This is a genomic window from Nonomuraea composti, assembly GCF_012034275.1.
Taxonomy (GTDB): Bacteria; Actinomycetota; Actinomycetes; order Streptosporangiales; family Streptosporangiaceae; genus Nonomuraea; species Nonomuraea composti.
In genome coordinates, this window is record NZ_JAATEP010000017.1 from 109,668 (window position 1) to 130,900 (window position 21,233).

The window sequence follows — 21,233 nt, forward strand, 5'->3', positions numbered from 1 at the left end:
GCACAGTGATGAGCGTGCCCCTGGACGAGCTACCGCACTGGTTACCGGTTTGGTGCCGGGACCACCTGGGCGGCGAACCCGCCGGCGTGCTGTTCCGGTCCCAGCAGGTCTCGATGGTGTTCGGCCTGCGGCTGGCCGGCGGCCGGGACGTCGTGGTCAAGGCACGCGCCGACGACGGCCGGGCGGCGTCCTGCGTCGCGGCGCAGGCCCGGCTCGCCGCGCGCGGGTTCCCGTGCGCCCGGCCGCTGACGCCGGTGATCGGCGCCGGCGCGCTGGCCGTACACGCTGAGGAGTTCCGGCCCGGCGGCGAGGTGCTGCACGACGACTCGCCCGAGACGGCCGTGCGGTGCGCGCGGGTGTTCGCCCGGCTGATGACCGAACTCGGCCACCAAGCCGAGCTCCAGCGCGGTGGCGGGCTCGCCGAGCAGCTCGTCGCCGTCGGTGCCGGGCGCGCACGGCGTGCACTTGGCGATGTCGGCCTCCCACAGCGACCAGTCCACCTCGAACCCGTTGCCGGCCACGACGTGCGCGGTCTTCTGCACCGACCCGTCGACCTTGAACTCGATCTCGGGCACGTGATGCAGGAACGCGCCGTTGACGTACTTGGCGCAGAAGGCGGCGTAGTTCCGTGTGTCGAGGATGAAGCCGTGCACCGCGCGGTCGATGAGCGGACCGCAGCCGATCTCCAGGTGCTGGCCGTGCTTCTCCAGGGCAGTGATGAGGTAGGCGATCGCCTGGCCGAAGCACCGTTCGGCCATGACCGTGTCCCACGGGTGATCGCGGACGAGGAGCTTGATCTGCCGGCCCAGGCGTCGGGGTCGACGAAGCTCCTGGAGTCGTGACTCGGTGTCGAAGATCCGTAAAGACAGCTTTCGGTTGCCGATGGGTTGCTTCTCATCGCCTTGTGGCCGGCGGCCGTGCACAGCAGCATCACACTGAGGGGCAACGTCATGGATGGGAGGGTCGTGGATCGCCGAGGCTTGTCGGGCGCATCGAGCAGCGCGCCGGCCGGCGTGGTCGCGCAAGCGGCGACCGCCGAGCCCGCTGCCGTTAGCGCGAGGACCGCCGGCGACCGCGACGCGACCGCATGAGCGACGGCCTGGCCGGCCTGTGGCCGCTGCTCGCTCTGCGCCTCACCACGGCGCGCCTCGAACTCGCGATCCCCACCACCCCCGACCTGCTCGATTTGGCCCGCGCCTCCGCTGACCTCCAGCCTGCTGACCATCCCCGTTACCAGCAGGCCTACCTCTACGAGCCGTCACCACAGCGGGAGCGGCACCTGCTGCAACGGCACTGGAGGGCCCTCGCACACTGGCGGCCGGAAAGCTGGAACCTCCAGCTCGCCATCCGCGTCGACGGCGTCGCGGTCGGCATGCAGAACATGTGGGCGGCCGACTACGCGACCATCCGCACGGTCGAGACCGGCTCGTGGATCACCCGGGCCCGCCAGGGCCACGGGTACGGGACCGAGGCCCGCGCCGCCGTCCTGGAGCTGGCGTTCGCCCACCTGGGCGCGGTGGAGGCGCACACCTCCTACGTGGACGGCAACACGGCCTCCGAACGGGTCTCGCGCAAGCTCGGCTACGCCGCCAACGGGCGCCGCGCCTATGCCGAGGACGGGCGAAGGGTCGTCGAGCATCGCATGCTGCTCGACGCGGCCGCGTGGGCGAAGCACCGGATGCCCGGCATCACGGCCGACGGCGTACGCGACTGCTTGGAACTGTTCGGGCTACGCGCCGAGGAGCTCGGCTCGTGACCTCAGACCGAGCTCCCGCACGCCCGATCGCCGACCAGCCGACCGCATCTCACGCAAGGTACGACGCACGACCTCGGCCCGTACAACCTGCGGCTCCCCGCCCGCGACGGCCGGGGCCCGAGGTCAGCCGAGGGGGATCCCGGTGTGGCGCTCCAGGCTTTCGAGAAGCTGGGCCTGGAAGCTGGCGTCCCGCGCCGCGGGGTGGGGTTGCTGCACCCGCTGGTGGTACCAGTAGCCGCCGGTGGGCGGGGTCACGTCGCCGCTGGTGGCCAGCCACATCTGGGTGCGGCTGCCGGCGGTCAGGTCGTCCGGCGCGCCGGGGCCGCCCATGCGGGTGGGGACCCAGCCGGGGTCGACCGCGTGAGCGGAGGTGCCCGGCCAGCGGGAGGCGATCGCGAGTGCGAAGGCGGTGACCCACAGCTTGCTGTCGCTGTAGGAGGCGGTGCCGGCGCTGAGCCGGCGCAGGTCGGTGGAGCCGCCCCGGTGCATGCCGCTGCTCAGGTAGATGAGCCTGGCCGGCTTGTCCATCAGGGCCGTCAGTACGTACGGAGCGACGGTGTTGACCTCGCCCGCCTCGCCCTGGCGCATGGTGCCGGCGTTGTGGACGACGGCGTCGAAACGGCCGAACGCGGCGGCCTGCCGGGCGGCGTCGCGCATCTCGTCGAGGACGGCGAGATCCCCGGTGACGACGCCTTTCCACCGCTCGGTGCCGCCCGCGTCGGCGAGGCGGGAGCGGTTGCGGACGTGGACGACCACGTCGTGCCCCTCCTCCGCCAGCGCGGCCGCCGTGTCGAGCCCGAGCCCGGTGGCAGCCCCGGTCACCATGATCAGCGCCATGCCCGTCCTCTCGTGTCCGCCTTCTCGATCACCAGGTGAGACTACCCGAGCACGACGCCGCCGTCCCGGCTGGTCAACTGGTCGGGGAGGTGCCGCCCCCGTTACCGGCCGCTCGTCGAGCGGGCGCGCACCCACACGCAGCCGAGCAACGTGAGCCCGGCGCACCACGCGATCGCCATGAGGATCGGGCCCGCCGACGGCGGGCCGGTCAGCAGGCCGCGCAGGGTGTCGATGAGCGAGGTGAACGACAGGTGCCGGGCCAACGGCCGCACCTCCGGCCCCTTCTTGCCGGCCGGCACGAGCCCGACGGCGATCCCGATCGCCACGAGGCGGCCCAGCACGGCGTCGTAGCAGGCCAGCGGGCCCCGCATGGCGGGGCGGAAGTCCAGGACGATGTGGTCCTCGTAGGCCTTGCGCGGCGTCGCGGCCGCGGTCACTGAACCGTTCATGGCCGTCACGGTCGCGGACCGCTCTGATGCCGGGCCGGTGCCGCCCTGACACGGCCGCTGACACGGCCGGCGCAGGCATGGGCCCGGCACCGCTTGGCGGCGGCGCCTTACCCGCTCGGCGGCGCTTTACCCGTTAGGCGGCGCTTCCCCGCTCACCTGGGGGCCGGGGGGGTGTGGCCGTTCCAGCGGTTTGACGCTCCCGGCTCAGTGGTCGGCGGCCTGGATCGCGGCGGCGAGCGGTTCGAGCGCCGCGGCCAGTTCGTCGAGCTCGTCCGCGCTGAGCACGTCGTACGCCGGCGCGGCCAGCTCGTCCGTGAGCGCCTCGATGCGCTGCTTGGTCTGCCGGCCGGCGTCGGTGAAGCGGCCGGCGGCGTCCAGGAGGCCGCGGCGGCGCAACCCGTCGACGACGGCGGCCAGCCGCGCCTTGGGCAGGTGGTGGATGCGGCCGAACTCCTCCGCCCGCATGCCGAGCGAGACCGCCATGAGGGCGTGGGCCTCGCTGCCGCCGATGCCGTGGGCGACGAGGGCGGCGTTGTGGCCGTCGCCGCGGTGCTCGCGCAGCAGCGTCGTGGCGTGCCAGAGCCTGGCCAGCGGCTCCTCGGGCACGTCGAGCGCCCGCAGCCCGGCGTACAGGGGCCGGCCCTCGGTCGGTGCGCTGAGCGCCGCTCGGGTGGCGAGGTCGGCGGCGCGGACCAGGGAGGGGGAGTCGGCGAGCTCCCCGATCATCTGGCGCAGGGCCGCGGTGCTGCCTCGCTCGCGCACGGCGATGGCCTCCTGCGGGGTGATCTTGCCCCACACCCAGGGGATGTGGCGGGCCACCTCGCCGTCGGCGAAGTTGTAGAAGACGGCGTGCACGACCTCGGCCGGCGCCTGGCCCAGCGGGGCGGCCCGGCCGGCGAAGTAGCCGTCCCAGTAGTTGCGCATGCCGACGGCCAGGAACGCCTCGTTCGCCACCTCGGAGAAGGTGGCGGTGGCGATCGGCTCGATGAGCTCGAACATGCGGTGGATCTTGTCCTGCGGGTGCTGCTGCATCGGTCGGCTTCTCTCTCGATCGTCCCCAGCGCCCTCGTGGGCGCCCGTTCATCCTGGCTACGAACGGCGCGGCCCGGATCCGACAACTCCGGCCGACAATTTTTCCGGCGTCCTCTTGGCCATGGATCGGCGGCTCGCAGGCCTGCGTGGCGCGGGATCCACGGGTTCCTTTGATCGGATGAACGCCGAGCCGCCGGCGGGCGGGTGCACCCGGTGGGCACGGGCGCGATGGCCGTCGACGGCACCCGCTACCAGGGGGTCACCGTCGCGACTGGCACGCTCCCCAGTGCGCTGGCGCGCGCCCGCTGCCGCCTTCGGTGTGGCGCCGGCCCGCGCCCTGCCCCGTGACCGGCCGTTGCGTCAAGATCACGCTCACCGCCGACCGCTCTGCGGGGAGCGGCCGGGCTCAGGCGCGCACCGGCGGCGGGACCTCCTCTTCGCGCCGCGTGAGCACCAAGGGGCCGTCCTCGGTGATGGCCACCGTGTGCTCGGAGTGCGCCGTCCGGGAGCCGTCGGCCGACCGGATGGTCCAGCCGTCGGGGTCGTAGACGATGCGGTCGGTGGTGCGGGCGAACCACGGCTCGAGGGCGAGGGTCAGGCCCGGGCGGAGCGTCAGGCCGCGTCCCGGCCGGCCCATGTTGGACACGTGGGGGCTCTCGTGCATGGTGCGCCCGATGCCGTGGCCGCCGAACTCGGTGTTGACCGGGTAGCCGTAGTCGCGGGCCACCGCCCAGATGGCCGCCGACAGGTCGCCCACGCGGTTGCCGGGGCGGGCCACCGCGATCGCCGCCTCCAGCGCCTCCTCGGTCGCGCGGATGATCCGCAGATCCTCCTCGGCGGCGGTCCCGACGACGACCGTACGGGCGGAGTCGGCCACCCAGCCGTCGATGCCGACCGCGAGGTCCGCGCTGAGCACGTCGCCGTCGCGCAGCGTGTAGTCGTGCGGCAGGCCGTGCAGGACGGCGTCGTTGACCGACAGGCAGATGACGTTGCGGAAGGGCCCGCGTCCGAACGACGGCGAGTAGTCCCAGTAGCACGACTCCGCGCCGCGCTGTTTGATCATGTCGCGGACGTGCTGCTCCAGGTCGAGGAGGTTGACGCCCACGTCGGCGATGCGGCCCACCTCGGAGAGCACCTCGGCGACGAATCGCCCGGCCACGTGCATGCGCTGGATCTCGGCAGGCGTCTTGAGCTCGATCACGAATACCTCACGTCACAAGGGGTGGTATTTTAATACCGGGACTCTAGCACGATATCGGTATAAAAATACCGCCCCCCCTCAATCGAGGGCGCTGACGGTGGTGCGCAGGGCGGTGATGAAGGCGGCCGTGGCCGGCGGGTCGGGTGGCTCGCCGAACGTGGCGAGGTAGATGCGGCGCCGGAACCCGGCCAGCTCGCTGGCGACGACCCCGTCCGCGTGGTGCGAGCGCAGCGCGAGGCCGGGCATGGTCGTCACCCCGAGCCCGGCGGCGACGAACGCCTGCTCGACGACGATGTCGTCGCTGCTGTAGGTGATGCGCGGGCTGAACCCGGCCGCTTCGCAGAACTGGAGCAGCTCGCCACGGCAGTTCTCGCAGCCCGCGATCCACGCCGAGTCCCGGTGGTCGGCGAGCGTCTGCCCGGGGTGTCGGCTGAGCAGGTACATCGGGTCGTCGAGGAGGTAGGAGTAGCGGACGCCGTCGTCCGGGACGACGTCGTCGTAGCGGTGCGCGATCGCCAGGTCGGCCGAGCCGTCGCGCAGCCGCCGCAGGGCGACGGTGGGATGCGCGTCGGCCAGGTGCAGCTCGATGTTCGGGTACGACCGGGACAGCGCCATCGCCGCCGGCGGCACCAGGACGCTCAGGGCCGAGCTGAAGGCCGTGAGGCGGACCCGGCCGGTCTGCAGCCCGAGCTGCGCGGCCAGCTCGGCGCCGGCCGCGTCGACCCGGGCGACGATCTCCGCCGCGCGGCGGGCCAGCAGCTCGCCCTCGGGCGTGAGCCGGATGCCGCGCCCGGCGCGCTGGATCAGCTTGGCTCCGGTCGCCGCCTCCAGCCGGGCCAGATGGTGGCTGATCGACGGCTGGGAGTAGTGCAACGCCTTGGCGGCCTCGGTGACCGAGCCGTGGGCGGCGACCGCCGCCAGGACGCGCAGCCGGACGATGTCGAGCATTCATCAATCCTATCGATGGATTTCCGCCCAAGGTGGCATTAGACGCATAAGCCCTTGGGGGTGCAGGCTCGTCGATGAGCCGGGAGCCGTTGGACACGCCCGGCGGCGGACGAGACCAAGGGAACCCACCGCGATGCGTACGTACCAGGAGCTGTTCCGGACGCCCGAGTTCACCCCGCTGTTCGCCGCTTCGTGCGCGCAGGTCGCCTCGACCACGCTAAACGGGCTGGCCCTGGCCACGCTGGTGTACGCCCACACGGACTCGCCGCTGCTGGCCGCGCTGAGCATGTTCGGGCCGTCGTTCGCCGAGCTCGTCGGCGCGACCACGCTGCTGTCGCTGGCCGACCGGGTGCGGCCGCGTACGGCGCTGACGCTGAACGCGCTCGCCGGCGGCCTGGCCGGCCTGGCGCTGGCCCTGCCCGGCATGCCGCTGTGGGCGATGTTCGCGGTGATCCTGGCCCTGGGCCTGGCCGGCTCGATCGGCGGCGGCGTCCGGTACGGCCTGCTCAACGAGATCGTGCCGCCGCAGGGGTACGTGCTCGGCCGTTCGGTGCTCAACGTCTCGGTCGGCGCGATGCAGATCGCCGGCTTCGCGCTCGGCGGCGTCCTGCTGGCCGTGGTGTCGCCGCGGGCGACGCTGGCCATCAGCGCGGCGCTGTCCCTCGCCGCGGCCCTGGTGCTGTGGCGGGGGCTCAGCGCCCGGCCGGCGCGGGCGTCCGGCCGCCCGTCCGTCGCGGCCACGTGGCGGGTCAACCGGCAGCTGCTGGCCACGCCGGCCCGCCGGGCCGTCTACCTGGCGATGTGGGTGCCGAACGGCCTCGTGGTGGGCTGCGAGGCGCTGTTCGTGCCCTACGCGCCGGGTTCCGCCGCCGCGTTGTTCGTCGCGGCGGCGCTGGGCATGCTGTTCGGCGATCTGGCCGCCGGGCGGTTCCTGCCGCCACAGGCGCGCCGGCGCTTCGTCAGCCCGCTGCGCTTCCTGCTCGCGCTGCCGTACCTGCTGTTCGTGCTGCCGCTCGGCACGCCGATCGCGGCGGGCGTCGTCGCGGTGGCGTCGATCGGCTTCGCCTCCACGTTGCTGCTGCAGGAGCGGCTGATCGCGCTGATCGGCGAGGACGTCCGCGGCCAGGCGCTGGGCCTGCACGTCACCGGCATGAAGGCGATGCAGGCGGTCGGCGCCACGCTGGCCGGGCTGCTCGCGCAGTATCTGCCCGCGGGTGCCACGATGGCCGTGATGGCGGTGGCCTCGCTCGCCGTCACCGCGCTGCTCAGCCCCGCCCTGCGCCTGCCGTCGAACGGCACCCCGCCGCTCCCGGTACAACCGGCCGCTGCGCCGGCCGAACAACGATGAGAGGAATCACCATGCAGTCGAATGCTGGACGGGCCATGCCGACGCAGGAGGACGTGCTCGGATACGCCGAGTCGCTGTCGAACTGGGGGCGGTGGGGCGACGACGACGAGCTGGGCACGCTGAACCACATCACCGACGGGGTGCGGCTGGCGGCGGCGCGGGCGGTGCGGCACGGCAGGAGCGTGTCGTGCGCTTGGGAGGTGGCCGTGCCGCAGGAGATGGAGCGGTCGACGACGGCGTGCCCGTGCTTCGCCGACCTGCCGGCCGCCGGCGGCATGCCGCTGCCCGGCTTCCGCAACGACCGGCACTGGGGGTACTCGTCGGAGCGGCTCGGCCTCACCTTCCACGGCAACACGATCACCCACCTGGACGCGCCGTGCCACGTCTTCTGGGACGGCGCCATGTACAACGGGCGGCCGCACACCCTGGTCGACGCCGAGACCGGGTCGGCGTGGGCGGCCGTCACGGCGGCGGCGGACGGCATCGTCACGCGCGGCGTCCTGCTGGACGTCGCGCAGGTGCGCGGGGTGCCGTGGCTGGAGCCCGGTGACGGGGTGTTCCCCGAGGACCTGGAGGAGGCCGAGCGCCGCCAGGGGGTGCGGGTCCGGCCCGGCGACGCGGTGCTGCTGCGCACCGGGCATGGCCGCGTCCGGCACGAAGGCGGCCAGACCGGCGGGGTCACGCAGCCCGGCTGGCACGCGTCCTGCCTGCCGTGGCTGCACGAGCGGCAGGTCGCGCTGATCTGCGCCGACAGCCCCCAGGACGTGCAGCCGTCGGGCTACGACGAGCTGGCGATGCCGGTGCACACCGTGGGCCTCGTCGCCATGGGGCTGTGGATGGTCGACAACTGCGATCTGGAGGCGTGCGCGGCCACGGCCGCCGAGCTCGGCCAGTGGGACTTCCAGCTCGCGATCGCCCCGGTCCGCTTCGCCGGCACCTCCGGCAGCCCGGTCAACCCGATCGCCACCTTCTGACCACGGCCCGGAGCCGTCCGGCCCAGCCGCTGAAGCGCTCGTTGATTCCTTGCTGGGAGCGTTCAGGAGCAGGTGACGGCGAGCTTGCCGAGCGCGCCGGCGCCGAAGGCGGCGAACGCCTGCGCGGCCTGCTCCAGCGGGTAGGTGGCGGTGACCGGGACGCGCAGCGCGCCGGAGACGGCCCGGGCGGCCAGGGCGGTCAAAGTCTGCGGGTTCGGGTCGGACATGATCGCGTGGACGGTGACGTCGGGCCTCTCGACGGCCTCCTGGGTCAGGCCGATGGTGGAGGCGAGGCGGCCGCCCGGCCGCAGCAGGCCCGCGAGCCGGGCGCCGTCCCCGGCCAGGTGCAGCACGGCGTCCACCCCGTCGGGGGCGAGCGCGCGAACCTGAGCCGGTAGATCGCCGCTGTGGTCCACGAGGTGGATCTCGGCATCCGTGAGGCCGGTGACGAACCCGGCTTCGGCGCCGGGGCGGGCGGTGGCGATCACGCGGACACCGCGGGCGGCGGCGAGCTGCACGGCGAGCGCGCCCACTCCGCCGGTGGCGCCCGAGATCAGCACGGTCTCGCCCGCGGCCGGGGCGACGGTGTCGAGGCTGTTCAGCGCGGCGGTGCCGGCCAGGCCCAGCGCGCCCGCCTCCGGCACGGACAGGCCATCGGGGACGGGGGCGATGCCGTAGCCGGCGGGCACCGTGACGTACTGGGCCAGCGAGCCGGTGCCCAGGAACGGCTTCATCACCACGCCGAAGACCACCTGCCCGACGGTGAAGCCCTGGGCGCCTTCACCCAGCGCCTCGACGGTGCCGGCGAAGTCCTTGCCCATCACCAGCGGGAAGCGGTGCTCCATCGCCCCTTGGAGGTAGCCGGCCGCGGTGGCCGCGTCGAAACCGTTGATCGAGGAGGCCGCCACCTTCACCAGCACCTCCCCGGCCTCGGGCTCAGGGGCGGGGACGTCGGCCACGGCGGGGGAGTCCGGGACGGAGTTCAGCGTTACGGCACGCATGAGCAGCACCTCTCAAGAAGTGGAACGGCCTACCCGTTTCCATGGGAGAAGCCTAGCAACAGAAGTGGGTAGGTCGTTCCACTTGTGCATCCCCGGATACGTGCGCGACCTGCTCGGCTCCTGGCTCACCCCCTCCCGTCCCCGTCGCTGCGCGTGCGAGTCCTCCCGGCGGCGGCCCCGTGCCGAGGAGCGCGGCGGTGTCCAGGGCCGTGGCCCGCGTTGCGGTCCAGTGCGAGTGCCCGGACGCGGCCGGGGAAGCGCTCGGCGCAGCGCCGGCTTCCCGGACGGCCGACGGGATCGTCCGGTGCACTTGCGGGCAGTGGTGTGAGCCGGCCGCCTCAGGTCCGCGCGGCTCGGCGGAACGCCGCCGCCGGATCGGCCGCCAGCCGGGCGCGGGCCGCCGGGGTCGGGTGGCAGGTCACGCACCGCTCCGGTCTCGCAGGCTGACGGCCTGAACGAGCGGCCGCCGAGCTGGCCATGAGTGATGCCGCTTCCTAAATGAAGACTTTCCACTTCAAAAACAGGAAGCACTTGCTTAAGATGGGGGACCCAAGGAGGCAGCCCATGAGTCCACTGAAGGTCGGTTACCTGTTGCCGACCCGGGATCACGCGATACGCGGTGACCACGATCTGAAGCAGCTCATCGACCAGGCCCGCCAGGCCGAAGCCCTCGGCCTGGACTCGGTGTGGGCCGGCGACAGCCCATTGACCAGGCCCCGCGCCGACCCGCTGCTCCTTCTGGCAGGCGTGGCCGTCGCCACCACGCGGATCACGCTCGGCACGGCGGTGCTGCTGCCGGCGCTGCGCCATCCGATCCTCCTGGCGCACCAGCTCGCCACCCTGGACCGGCTCTGCGGCGGGCGGCTGATCGCCGGCATGGGCGGCGGGTTCCCCAACGCCGCCACCGAGGCGCAGTTCGCGGCGATCGGGGTCCCGTTCAAGCGCCGCATCGCCCTGATGGAGGAGTCGATCGGCGCGATGCGGCGCCTGTGGAGCGGCGAAGAGGTCTCCCTCGCCGGCCGCGACACCAGCCTCGCTCCGCCACCGGTTCGCCCGGGAGGGCCGGCGATCTGGCTGGCGGGCGGCGGCGAAGCCGCGCTGCGGCGGGTCGCCCGCCTGGCCGACGGGTGGCTGCCGTACCCGCCGCGCGCGCAGACGTACGCGCACGAGCGGGCCCTCATCGAGCGGAGCGCGACGCGGCCCGTCACGCCCGCCCTCTACGCGACCCTCTGCCTGGGAGAGGACCCCCGGCAGGCCCGCGAACGCCTGCGCGGAAGCATCGAGCGCTACTACAACGCTCCGCTGGAAGCCGTCGAAGCCATCCAGGCCATGTTCGCCGGCCCGGCCCAGCAGGCCGCGGACTGGCTCACGTCCTACATCGAAGCCGGCGCCCGCCACCTGGTGATCCGCCTGGCCGCCGACGACCATCGTGCGGCCCTGGAGGAGTTCGCCGGCACCGTTCTGCCGCTCTTGCCTGCGAAAGGAAAAGCATGACCACCTTCGTCCTCGTCCACGGCGCCTGGTACGGACCCTGGGCCTGGGACCGCGTCACCCCGTTCCTGCACGAAGCCGGAGTGCGGACGGTGACCCCCACCCTGACCCTGGAGGGCGACGCCGGTCTGGACACGCACGTCCAGGAACTGGTCACCACCCTGGAGGAAGAGGCGGCCGGCGATGGTGAAGTGGTGCTGGCCGGGCACAGTTACGCGGGGCTCGTCGTCCGCCAGGCGGCCGATCAGCGGCCCGGCCTGGTCAGCCACGTCATGATGATCGACGGCTGGGCCGGGGGCGACGGCGAGAGCCTGTTCAGCCTGGCCCCCGACGCCTTCGTCACCGCGATCAGCAGAAGCGCCCGCGCCAGTGCCGGCGGCCGCCACGTGCCCGCCCCGAAGCCGGAGCGCTTCGGCGTCACCGATCCCGAGGACGCCCGCGTGCTGGCCCGGCGCCTGCGGCCCCAGCCGCTGCGCACCTTCACCGAGGCGACCCGGCTGAGCGGCGCCGTCGACCGGATCCCCGGAACGGCGATCTTCTGCCACCCGCCGACCTTCCCGTTCGAGCAGTTCGGGAAGGCGGTCGGATACCGCACGCTGGCCCTGGACGGCCCGCACGACGCGATGAGCACCCACCCGCGAGAGGTGGCCCGGCTTCTCACGGACCTGCACGCCTGACGGTGACCGGCAGATCCGGAGCTTGAGGAGAAACATGCGTGCGGTGCGACAGCGTGAACGGGGCGGCCCCGAGGGCGGCCGGTCGTACCGATGAGTTTTGTGCGGATCCGTGGTCGATACGGCTCGACAGCGGTGAACCCGCGCTGGGGAACGCCCGGCGCGGGAGCGAGCACATGGAGGCAGTGATGAGCACCGACAACTCCGAGCAGGAGCAGGGGACACGGATGAACGGTCCCAGGGTGCTGGTGGTGGGGGCGAGCGTCGCGGGACCCGCGCTGGCCCACTGGCTGCGCCGGTGGGGGGCCGAGGTGACCGTCGTGGAGCGGGCGCCCGAGCTGCGTCCCGGCGGGCAGGCGGTGGACGCGCGCGGCATCGCCAAGGACGTCATCAGCCGCATGGGGCTGGACTCGGCGGTACGCGCGGCGTGCACCGACACCGCCGGCGCGTACACCGTGGACGCCGACGGGCAGGTGCTGGAGACCTTCAGCGCCGAGGACGACGGTGGCGACGGGTACATCGCCGACATCGAGATCCTGCGCGGGGACCTGTCCCAGGTGCTCTACGACGCCACCCGCGACGGCGTCGAGTACGTCTTCGGCGACCGCATCGCGGAGCTCGCCCAGGACGCGGACGGGGTCGACGTGGTCTTCGCGGGCGGCGACCGGCGGCGCTTCGAGCTGGTGGTCGGCGCCGACGGGCTGCACTCGGCGCTGCGGGCGATGGTCTTCGGGCCGCACGAGCGGTTCATCCGCCACCTCGGGCACGTGCTGGCCTTCTACAGCGTGCCCAACGAGTTCGGGCTGGACCGCTGGCTGCTGGAGTACCAGGATCAGGCGTCGGGGCGCTCCGCCCTGCTGCGGCCCATCCAGGACGCCACCCGGGCGATGGCCATGCTCTCCTTCACCTCGCCTGACTTCGACGTCGACTACCGTGACATCGCGGCCCAGAAGGTGCTGCTGCGTGAGCGGATGACGGGCCTGGGCTGGCTGACCCCGGACATCCTCGCGCACCTGGACGACACCCCCGACTTCTACCTTGACCAGGTCGCCCAGGTGGTGATGGAGCGCTGGTCGGATGGGCGGGTGGCGCTGCTCGGGGACGCGGCGTTCAGCTCCTCGCCGATGTCGGGGCAGGGCACCGGGCTGGCGCTGGTCGGCGCGTACGTGCTGGCCGGAGAGCTGGCCGCCGCCGGATGGGACCCCGCCGCCGGGTTCGCCCGCTACGAGGCGCGGATGCGCTCGTACGTCGAGGCCAACCAGGAGATCGGCCGGCTGAACGCCCGCAGCCGCGACCTCTCCGGGCCGGACGCCGAGCCGGCCCCCGATTTCACCGGCGAATGGTTCGCCGACCTGGTCGGGCGCGCGATCAACGGCGTCGAGCTGCCCGACTACGCGGGGGTGCCGGGCTCCGCCGCCCCGGCCGGAGCGCCGATCACCTCACCGTGACCTGCGGGCGGCGCCGGCGCAGCCGTCACACGACCATGACACGGCACGGACGAGGCGCGGACACCGCTGGCCGACAGTGGACGAGGCCGGCCGGAGGTGTCGTGGGCGTCCGCCGGCCACCAAGTCATGGCGACGATGATCACGTGAAGGAGAAGGCATGGCTGATGGCAGGCGATGGGACCGGCGTTCGCTGCTGCGGGGCGCCGCCGTGCTGGCCGGTGCCGCCGCGACCGTGCCGCTGCTGGGCGAGGCGGCCACCGCCCTGGCCGGCGGCGGCGACGCGGACGCGCTGTTCGAGGCCGGCAAGTTCGAGCAGGCCGGTCGCGCGTACGAGGAGATCCTCAAAAAGGACCCCGGGAACCTGCACGCGGCCCGCCGGCGCGGCTATGTCGGGCTGCTGGCCAACCGGTTCCCGGACGCCGAGAAGTACCTGAAGATGGCCCTCGGCCTGGCGCCCGACGACAAGGAAGCCCACCAGCTCCTGGGCGACTGCTACATCCGGCAGGACAAGTTCGCCCAGTCGGTACCACACTGGGCGGCGGCCGGCGAGGAGAGCTACGCCAAGTGGTTCGCGGCGGTCCGCGGCGAGGCGTACCAGGTGCACGGCGACACGGCTCGGGTGCCGTTCGAGCAGATGGACCCCATGCCGCTGGTGGAAGTCTCGGTCAACGGGGGACCCGCGAAGCGCTTCATGTTCTACACCGGCGCCCCGAACCTGAGCATGCGCGCGTCGGTGGCCCGGGAGGCCGGGCTGAGTCCCGTCTTCAGCCAGGAGACCGACTTCGGGATGGGCCTCGTCCGGGCGCACTGGGGGATCCTGGACTCCTTCAAGCTGGGCGGCATCGAGCTGCGCAACATCCCCGTGAGCTGGACGGAAACGACGTCGGGAGAGGACGTCGACGCCGACAGCGACGGCCTGATCGGCATGTGGGTCTTCTACCACCTGCTGCCCACCTTCGACTACGCGGGCCGGCAGCTGATCCTGCGCCGCCGCACCGCCGAGACGGCGCAGGCGGTGCGCGCCGCCGCCGCGCGGGCGGGCGTCCGGGCTTTGCCGGTGTGGCTGGCCCGCGAGCAGTACCTGCACAGCGTGGGCAGCTTCACCGGCGCCGCCGGATCCGCCACCGGGGTGGTGGGCGTGAACTTCGGCGGGGTGGGCGAGATCGCCGCCGGCGTGCGCGGGAAGACGGCCGAGCGGCTGGGGATCCGCGTCGACCACGACCGCCAGATCGGCACGTTCGCGCAGAGCCATCCGGCCGTCGTCCACCCCTGCTATCCGAAGGAGATCCGGCTCGGTGACGCCGTCGCCAGGGACGTCTACTGCTACACGAACCCGAACCAGCCGCTCAACGTGCCCTGGCCCTACGGGACCGGGTTCGACTCGCCGGGCTGGTTCTCCCACTGCTTCTGGAAGCCGTACAACGTCACCGTCGACTTCACGCACATGAATCTCTACGTCGCCCGCGGCAAGGCCGCCTGATCACTACGACGGTATGGGCGGCGAGCTGGACGAGGACGGCTGAGGGACACGTGGGCGTCGTGCCGCGTGCCCTGCGGGGCGAAGGTCGGCACGACCCTGCCGAATAACTCATCAGCGTTGAGTTCTGGTCGGTCAGCACTTATCGTGAACTCACCACCGTTGAGTTGTCTCGGGAGGAGATGACGATGCCGCCATCCGTAGTGATCACCGGAACGTCGTCGGGCATCGGCCGCGCGTCCGCCCTGGCCCTGCGCGCCAGGGGCTTCACCGTGTTCGCCGGCGTCCGCGATCTCGCGGACGCCGAGGACCTGCGTGCCACGTCCGGTGGCGGCATCGTCCCGGTGCGCATCGACGTCACCGACGCGGAGTCGATCGCCACGGCCGTGGCGCAGGTGGCGGCGGCCACGGGGGCGGCCACGGGGGCGGCCACGGGGGCGGCCATGGGGGCGGCAGGGCTGGCCGGGCTGGCCGGGCTGGTCAACAACGCCGGGAGCGGCGCGCCGTGGCCGATGGAGCTCGTGCCGCTGCAGGTGTTCCGGGAGCATCTCGAGGTCAACCTCACCGGGCAGCTCGCCGTCACCCAGGCGTTCCTGCCGCTGATCAAGCGGGCCAGGGGGCGCATCGTCAACGTGGGCTCCGAGGGCGGGCGCATCACGCTGCCGTTCCTCGGCCCCATCACGGCCGCCAAGCACGGGCTGGTCTCGGTGACCGACGCGCTGCGCATGGAGCTGCGCCCGTGGGGGGTGCAGGTCAGCATCGTGGAGCCGGGCGCCACCCAGAGCAGGGCCCCGGTCAAACTGGCCGACAACGGCCGCCGTGCCGTCGCCGAGCTGTTCTCCGCACGCGGCCGGGCCGACTACGGGGTCACGTTCCTGCACGTGATCGAGAAGATCGCCGCAGGCCACGAACGGACGGGCAGCCCGCCGGAGGTGATCGCCCGCGCCGTGGTGCAGGCGATGACCGCGCCCAGGCCGCGCACGCGTTACCCCGCCGGCGGGCACGCCAGGCTGCTCACCCGGCTGCGGCGCGTGCTGCCGGACCGCGCGATGGACGCCCTGTTCCGGCACATGCTCGGCCTCGACCGAGCCTCCTCCGCGGGGGTGTGACGATGGTGCCGCCAGTCGTTCGACGGATTCGCACGCAGGAGGGGGCCTCTACCCTGAGCGGTGTGAACCGCCCGGTCGCCACCGGTACGGGACCGCTGGGGGAGGGCGGTGCGGGGTGACCGGCGGGCGAATGGGGATGCTCATGCTCATAGGGCGGATCGAGGAGCAGGCGGTGATCGACCGGCTGCTCGCCGCGGCCAGAGCCGGGAAGAGCGGATCGCTGGTGCTGCGCGGTGAAGCCGGGATCGGCAAGTCGGCGCTGCTCGACCACGCCGCCGCGGCGGCGGGCGAGGAGATGCGGGTGCTGCGCGGGGCGGGCTTCGAGCCGGAGATGGAGTTGCCCTTCGCCGGGCTGCACCTGCTGCTGCGCGGCACCGTTGACGCCATCGACCTGCTGCCCGCCACGCAGGCCAGGGCCCTGCGCGGCGCGCTCGGCCTGGAGCCCGGCTTCAGCGGTGACCGGTTCCTGGTCGGGCTGGCCGTGCTCACCCTGCTGGCCGACCTCGCCGAGCGGCGCCCGCTGCTGTGCCTGGTGGACGACGCCCAATGGCTCGATCACGCCTCTGCCGAGGCGTTGCTGTTCGCGGCCCGGCGGCTGGAGGCCGAAGGGGTGGTGCTCGTCTTCGCCGCCCGCGAGGACGAGCGCGCCTTCCCCACCGCCGGCGTACCGGACCTGCACCTGACCGGGCTCGCCCCGGCCGACGCCGCGAAGCTGCTGGCCGTCAACGCCGCCAACGCCGCGCACGCCGGCGACCTGGCCCCGCAGGCGCGCGAACGCCTCCTGCGCGAGGCACGCGGCAACCCCCTGGCCCTGCTGGAGCTGCCCGCGCTGCTCACCCAGGCACAAGCGGCGGACGCGGCCCCCATCCACGCCTTCGGCATCGACGCCCGCCCGGCCCCGGGCCGGGTGCACCGCGCGTTCCGCGACCGCATCGCGCGCCTGCCCGAGGCGGCGCGCACCGTACTGCTGGTGGCCGCCGCCGACGACACCGGCTCGCTCGACGTCATCCTGACGGCGGCCCGCACGCTCGGCGCGGACCTGGCCGGCCTCGACACCGCGGAGGCGGCCGGCTTGATGCATGTCGGCGACGGCCGTGTCACCTTCCGCCACCCCCTCGTCCGCAGTGCCGCCTACCATCTGGCCTCCTTCATGCGGCGGCTGGCCGCCCACCGCGCGCTGGCCGGGACGTTGGCCGGGCGTCCCGGCGACGTGGACCGCTGGGCCTGGCACCTGGCCTCGGCCGCCACCGGCCCCGACGAGGAGAGCGCGGCGGCGCTGGAGCGCAGCGCCGAGCACGCCCGCGCCCGGGGCGGGCACGCGGCGGTCGCCGCCGCCTGCGAGCGTGCGGCCCGGCTCAGCCCCGACCCGCGCGAGCGCGGCCGCCGCCTGACCCTCGCCGCCGCCGCGGCCGCCGAGGCCGGGCTGTACGAGCGCGCGAGCGAGCTCGCCCACCAGGCCGCCGCCGACGTGGCCGACCCCCAGGTGCTGGCCTACCTCGCCCGCACCCGGGCGATGATCGCGATGGCGCACGGCGAGCCGGAAAGGGCGCACGCCCTGCTCGCCGGAACGGCTGAGGCCGTCATCGGCCAGGCCGAGGACGTCGCCGTCACCCTGTTCTTCGACGCGCTCACCCCCGCCTGGATCGGCAGCGACTACGCGGCACTCGAGAAGACGGCCACCCGCGTGTCCACGCTCCCCAGCACGAAGACCGGGCCGCTGCGGCCGATGACGCGGGTCCTGGCCGGCATGGGCGGGCTGGCCGGCGAGGAGCCGCCGGCCGGCCTGGCGTGGCTGCGCGACATGATCGAAGGCCTGCGGGACCGCTCCGAGCCCGCCGAGCTGCGGGAACGCGCGCAGCTCGCCATCTGGGACCTGGTGATCGGCGACGACACGAAGGCCCACGAACGTGCCGTGGCCATCGAGCGCCAGTGCCGGAACCAGGGCGCGATCGGGCTGCTGCCGCTGGCGCTCGCCCTGGTGGCCCGCTCGCAGATGTTCCTCGGCCTGCACCGTGAGGCGCTGGCCAGCGCCGAGGAAGGGCTGCGCATCGCCCGCGACACCGATCAGGGGTACTACGCGGCGCTGCTCGTCGGCGTCCTGACGTACCTGGCCGCGATCGAGGGCGACGAGGAGCGGTGCCTGAAGTTCGCCGAGCAGATCGCCGATGTCCACGACGCCGCCACGGGCGGCATGCGCTGCGTCTCGCTGAACCTGCTCGACCTCGCGCTGGGCCGGCCCGAGATGGCCCTGCGCAGGGCCGAGGCGTTCGGCGCGTTCGGGCCCGCCGCCCGTACCGTCATGATCATGCACCGCATGCCGGACCTGGTGGAGGCGGCCGTGCGGGCCGGCTGCCCGCGCTTCGCCGCCGCCGCGTCCGAACGGGTGCAGATGTGGGCGGCGCAGACCCCGTCACCCTGGGCTGATGCGGTGGCGCTGCGCTGCAGCGCGCTGCTGGCCCCCGACGAGGACGCCGAACGCTACTACGAGCAGGCGCTGCACCTGCACCAGCGGGGCGGCCGGCCGTTCGAGCGGGCCCGCACCGAGCTGCTGTACGGCGAGTGGCTGCGCCGGCTGCGCCGGCGTGCCGACGCCCGCCACCAGCTCCGCTCGGCTCTGGACATCTTCGACCGGCTCGGCTCGCGGCCGTGGGCCGAGCGGGCTCGTGCGGAGCTGCGTGCGGCGGGAGAGCGGCAGACCGGCGATGGGCGTGCGTCGGAGGGTGTGGTGGATCGGCTCACGCCGCAGGAGCTGCAGATCGTCCGGCTGGCGGCCACGGGGCTGAGCAACCGGGAGATCGCGGCCCAGCTCTTCCTGAGCCCGCGCACGATCGGCTACCACTTGTACAAGGCTTATCCGAAGCTGGGGGTGGCCTCGCGGGCGGAGCTGGCCAGGCTCGACCTCGACGAGGGTGGACCCCTCGCCCGTCAATAACTCAACGTTGAAGAGTTATTCTGCTGGGGTGACTGAGACCCGCCAGAAGCGAGGCCCCGGACGCCGTCCAGGGACCTCGGGGACCCGTGAGGCCATCGTGCGAGCGGCGCAGCAGAGCTTCGCCGAGCGCGGCTACACCGCGACCACCATCCGCGGGGTCGCCACCGCGGCCGACGTCGACCCGGCGCTCGTCCTGCAGTTCTTCGGCAGCAAGGACGGGCTGTTCGACGCCGCCCTGCGGGTCGATCCGCCCACCCGATCCCTGCTGACGCTGGTGCACGAGAGCGACGCCGACGTGCTCGGGGAGCGGCTGCTGCGCCGCTACCTGGAGCTGTGGGAGACGCCCGGCACGGGAGCGCGGCTCCTGGCGGTGGTACGCGGATCGGCGGCCTCCCCCAGCGCGTCGGCGATGGTGGCCGCGTTCATGTCCGAGGAGGTGATGCTGCCCCTCGCCCGCGCCATCGGGGCCGACCACGCCGAGCTGCGGGCCAACCTCACCGGCGCCCACCTGCTGGGCGTCGCCACCGCCAGGTACGTGCTGCGCGTCGAACCGCTCGCCTCGCTCGACCGCGAGCGCCTGGTCGCCATCCAGGCCCCCGTCGTGCAGCACCACCTCACCGGAGACCTCGGCTGACAGTCCCTCTGGCCTGCCCCGGCACGTGAACCGGCGGCGCCGCTCACCAGTCACGTGACAGATTCGCGCCGCCACGACCGCCTTCTAGGGTCGATACCGATCAGGAGCGATAGCCGGCGGACCGCGTCCGTCCCGCCTGACCGCCCGGGTGCCCGGCGACGGAAGGCGGACGGCGCGCATTCACACCACGAGGAGCAGGCATGAGCGCACTTCCGCCCTTGACGAGCATCGCTGGAACGAGCATCGGGGTGGCCGCCCTGCGCGCGCTGGAGGACGGTCGCGAGGACCGGCTCTTCCACGATCCGTACGCCGAGCGCTTCGTGCGGGCGGCCGGCGGGCGACGGCTACTGGGACACGGCGCCCGCCGGCTGGGCGGCCTTCGCCGCGCTCATGGGGGAGCAGGTCGCGGTGCGCACCCGGTACTTCGACGAGGAGCTGCTTCGGGCCGTGGCGGAGGGGTGCGAGCAGGTCGTGCTGCTGGCCTCCGGCATGGACGCGCGCGCGTACCGGCTGGACTGGCCCGGCAGGACGCGCGTGTTCGAGGTCGACCTCGCCGAGGTGCTGGCGTTCAAAGCCGCTGTGCTGCGGAACGCCGAGCCGGCGTGCGAGCGCGTGGAGGTGCCGACCGATCTGCGCCTGGACTGGCCGCGAGCGCTGCGCGAGGCCGGGTTCGCGCCCGGCGCCCCGACGGCCTGGCTGCTGGAGGGCATCCTGTACGCCCTCACGCCCGAGGCCGCCCACGGCCTCCTCGACCGCGTGACGAGCCTGTCGGCGCCCGGCAGCGTCGCGGCCTTCGAGCACCTCCCGGACAATCCCGCCCTGCGCACGGCCAGGACCGCGATCTCCGCCGACATGGCGAACCTCTGGCTCGGCGGCCCCGAGGGCGAACCGGACCGGTGGTGGGGACGGCACGGATGGGCGACGCAGGCCCGGGACGTCCGCGAGGTGGCCGCGGCGTACGGGCGCCCCGCGCCGGCCGCGTTCGATCCCGCCCGTGCAGGCTCGGGCCCCGGCTGGGTGGGCACCGCCCGGCTCCCGAGGACCGAATGATCGGGCGGTCGTCGTGCGTGTCCGAGATCGGTCTGCGGACCGGCGCGGCGGTGGGGTCATGACGTGGCCAGGATCTTCTCCAACTCCTCCAGCGCGGCGCACGTCTCGATGACGCCCATCTCGGCGGTGAAGCGGACGGCGTCGCGTATGTCATCGGCACTGGCCACCTTGAGGGCGAGCTCGACGTGCCGGCGGAACGACTCGCCGAGCGCGCGCTGGGTGACGTGCGCGGTGAGCGCGACGAAGGCGCGCTCGCGCGGGCTCAGCCGCTCCTCCGACCAGGCCCGCCTGGTGCGGGAGGCCACGAACCTGATCAGGGCCAGCATGTCCGCGTACGGGACGCCGTGCCTGCTCATCGCGAGGACGTGCATCTTGAAGGGCAGGCCGAAGCTGGCGCGGCAGATGTCGTGCGCCGTCACCTGCAGCAGCTTCTCCCGCACGCTGGTGCCCGGAAGGCCGAAGGTGAACCCGCCGGTCTCCAGCGCCATCTTCTCGAACTCGGCGTCTACGGCGGCGAGCGGGCCGCTGGGGAGATCAACCATGGGGCCGGCCTTTCTCATGATCGTGGGACGGAGCGGTGAGGAGCGGGCCGTCCTCCCGCCCTTCCACGCTATATCCTCACTTGGGGACTTTTAAGTCCTCGTGTGGGGATATAGCGTGGAAGGGCGGCGCGGGACGCGGCGGAGTGCCCGCCGCGTCCCCGTGCCGCCGGGCGAGGCGCCCGCCCCTCGAGGTGCTGGTACAGCCGGTACCCGTCCATGCGTCGCCGCGCACGCTACTATCGGATCACCGACGACGGCGTGCGCGCCGTGCGTGCTCAGGCGCCCCGTTCGCAGCACGCCGCCGCACGCATCCTGCGGCCGAGCGGGGTG

General features: G+C 73.3%; 19 protein-coding genes and 1 pseudogene. 12 read left to right on the plus strand and 8 right to left on the minus strand.

The window, feature by feature from the left end; genetic code table 11:
• Window positions 1-41 precede the first annotated feature (41 nt).
• Window positions 42-923 carry a glycine-rich domain-containing protein gene (locus tag HCN51_RS59695; RefSeq protein ID WP_240973192.1) on the minus strand — a complete coding sequence of 294 codons (882 nt, stop codon included), beginning with the start codon at window positions 921-923 and terminating at the stop codon, window positions 42-44.
• 164 nt (window positions 924-1,087) lie between these two features.
• On the opposite strand from HCN51_RS59695, the gene HCN51_RS24385 reads away from it, so the two are divergent.
• Window positions 1,088-1,756: a GNAT family N-acetyltransferase gene (locus HCN51_RS24385; protein ID WP_168011802.1), complete on the plus strand. Its 669-nt coding sequence runs from the start codon at window positions 1,088-1,090 to the stop codon at window positions 1,754-1,756.
• Between the two features lie 123 nt (window positions 1,757-1,879).
• Here HCN51_RS24385 and HCN51_RS24390 read toward each other — a convergent pair whose 3' ends face one another.
• From HCN51_RS24390 to HCN51_RS24410, 5 genes are all read right to left on the minus strand, one after another.
• Complete coding sequence (locus tag HCN51_RS24390; RefSeq protein WP_168011804.1) at window positions 1,880-2,593, minus strand: SDR family NAD(P)-dependent oxidoreductase; 714 nt, start codon at window positions 2,591-2,593, stop codon at window positions 1,880-1,882.
• A 101-nt stretch (window positions 2,594-2,694) separates the two neighbouring features.
• Window positions 2,695-3,042, minus strand: a complete 348-nt coding sequence (locus HCN51_RS24395) for a hypothetical protein (RefSeq protein ID WP_168011806.1) — start codon at window positions 3,040-3,042, stop codon at window positions 2,695-2,697.
• A 204-nt stretch (window positions 3,043-3,246) separates the two neighbouring features.
• Window positions 3,247-4,074 (minus strand): SCO6745 family protein, encoded by an 828-nt coding sequence (locus tag HCN51_RS24400; protein ID WP_206067681.1) that lies wholly within the window; start codon window positions 4,072-4,074, stop codon window positions 3,247-3,249.
• A gap of 406 nt (window positions 4,075-4,480) precedes the next feature.
• Entirely contained in the window at window positions 4,481-5,275 is a 795-nt protein-coding gene (gene map / locus HCN51_RS24405) for a type I methionyl aminopeptidase (protein ID WP_168011808.1), read from the minus strand.
• Between the two features lie 78 nt (window positions 5,276-5,353).
• Window positions 5,354-6,223, minus strand: a complete 870-nt coding sequence (locus HCN51_RS24410; RefSeq protein WP_168011810.1) for a LysR family transcriptional regulator — start codon at window positions 6,221-6,223, stop codon at window positions 5,354-5,356.
• Between the two features lie 133 nt (window positions 6,224-6,356).
• Here HCN51_RS24410 and HCN51_RS24415 point away from each other — a divergent pair, with 133 nt between their 5' ends.
• Window positions 6,357-7,571 (plus strand): MFS transporter, encoded by a 1,215-nt coding sequence (locus HCN51_RS24415; protein ID WP_206067682.1) that lies wholly within the window; start codon window positions 6,357-6,359, stop codon window positions 7,569-7,571.
• 35 nt (window positions 7,572-7,606) lie between these two features.
• Window positions 7,607-8,545 carry a cyclase family protein gene (locus HCN51_RS24420; protein WP_168011812.1) on the plus strand — a complete coding sequence of 313 codons (939 nt, stop codon included), beginning with the start codon at window positions 7,607-7,609 and terminating at the stop codon, window positions 8,543-8,545.
• Window positions 8,546-8,607: 62 nt separating this feature from the next.
• On the opposite strand, the gene HCN51_RS24425 is transcribed toward HCN51_RS24420, so the two are convergent.
• The gene (locus tag HCN51_RS24425; protein ID WP_168011814.1) at window positions 8,608-9,546 is read right to left on the minus strand and encodes an NADP-dependent oxidoreductase; all 939 of its coding nucleotides are present in this window, start codon (window positions 9,544-9,546) and stop codon (window positions 8,608-8,610) included.
• A 564-nt stretch (window positions 9,547-10,110) separates the two neighbouring features.
• On the opposite strand from HCN51_RS24425, the gene HCN51_RS24430 reads away from it, so the two are divergent.
• The 9 genes and pseudogenes from HCN51_RS24430 to HCN51_RS24465 all read left to right on the plus strand — a co-directional run bounded on the left by HCN51_RS24430 (window position 10,111) and on the right by HCN51_RS24465 (window position 20,361).
• Window positions 10,111-11,040, plus strand: coding sequence for an LLM class flavin-dependent oxidoreductase (locus HCN51_RS24430; protein ID WP_168011816.1), 930 nt, complete (start codon window positions 10,111-10,113; stop codon window positions 11,038-11,040).
• Window positions 11,037-11,714, plus strand: coding sequence for an alpha/beta fold hydrolase (locus HCN51_RS24435; protein WP_168011818.1), 678 nt, complete (start codon window positions 11,037-11,039; stop codon window positions 11,712-11,714). Before HCN51_RS24430 ends, HCN51_RS24435 begins: the two co-directional genes overlap by 4 nt.
• Before the next feature lie 185 nt (window positions 11,715-11,899).
• On the plus strand, window positions 11,900-13,159 hold the full coding sequence (locus HCN51_RS24440; RefSeq protein WP_206067683.1) for an FAD-dependent monooxygenase: 1,260 nt from the start codon (window positions 11,900-11,902) through the stop codon (window positions 13,157-13,159).
• Window positions 13,160-13,316: 157 nt separating this feature from the next.
• Entirely contained in the window at window positions 13,317-14,639 is a 1,323-nt protein-coding gene (locus tag HCN51_RS24445; RefSeq protein WP_168011820.1) for an aspartyl protease family protein, read from the plus strand.
• Window positions 14,640-14,824: 185 nt separating this feature from the next.
• Window positions 14,825-15,745: an SDR family NAD(P)-dependent oxidoreductase gene (locus HCN51_RS24450; RefSeq protein ID WP_168011829.1), complete on the plus strand. Its 921-nt coding sequence runs from the start codon at window positions 14,825-14,827 to the stop codon at window positions 15,743-15,745.
• Window positions 15,746-15,887: 142 nt separating this feature from the next.
• Window positions 15,888-18,677 carry a helix-turn-helix transcriptional regulator gene (locus HCN51_RS24455; RefSeq protein WP_168011831.1) on the plus strand — a complete coding sequence of 930 codons (2,790 nt, stop codon included), beginning with the start codon at window positions 15,888-15,890 and terminating at the stop codon, window positions 18,675-18,677.
• Window positions 18,678-18,774: 97 nt separating this feature from the next.
• A complete protein-coding gene (locus tag HCN51_RS24460) occupies window positions 18,775-19,311 on the plus strand; it encodes a TetR/AcrR family transcriptional regulator (protein WP_168011833.1) in 537 nt (178 codons plus the stop codon).
• Window positions 19,312-19,511: 200 nt separating this feature from the next.
• Window positions 19,512-19,610: pseudogene (locus HCN51_RS63040) on the plus strand (hypothetical protein); the annotation flags it as partial.
• A gap of 91 nt (window positions 19,611-19,701) precedes the next feature.
• Window positions 19,702-20,361 (plus strand): SAM-dependent methyltransferase, encoded by a 660-nt coding sequence (locus HCN51_RS24465; RefSeq protein WP_206067684.1) that lies wholly within the window; start codon window positions 19,702-19,704, stop codon window positions 20,359-20,361.
• 56 nt (window positions 20,362-20,417) lie between these two features.
• Here HCN51_RS24465 and HCN51_RS24470 read toward each other — a convergent pair whose 3' ends face one another.
• Window positions 20,418-20,903 carry a carboxymuconolactone decarboxylase family protein gene (locus tag HCN51_RS24470; protein WP_168011835.1) on the minus strand — a complete coding sequence of 162 codons (486 nt, stop codon included), beginning with the start codon at window positions 20,901-20,903 and terminating at the stop codon, window positions 20,418-20,420.
• Between the last annotated feature and the right edge of the window lie 330 nt (window positions 20,904-21,233).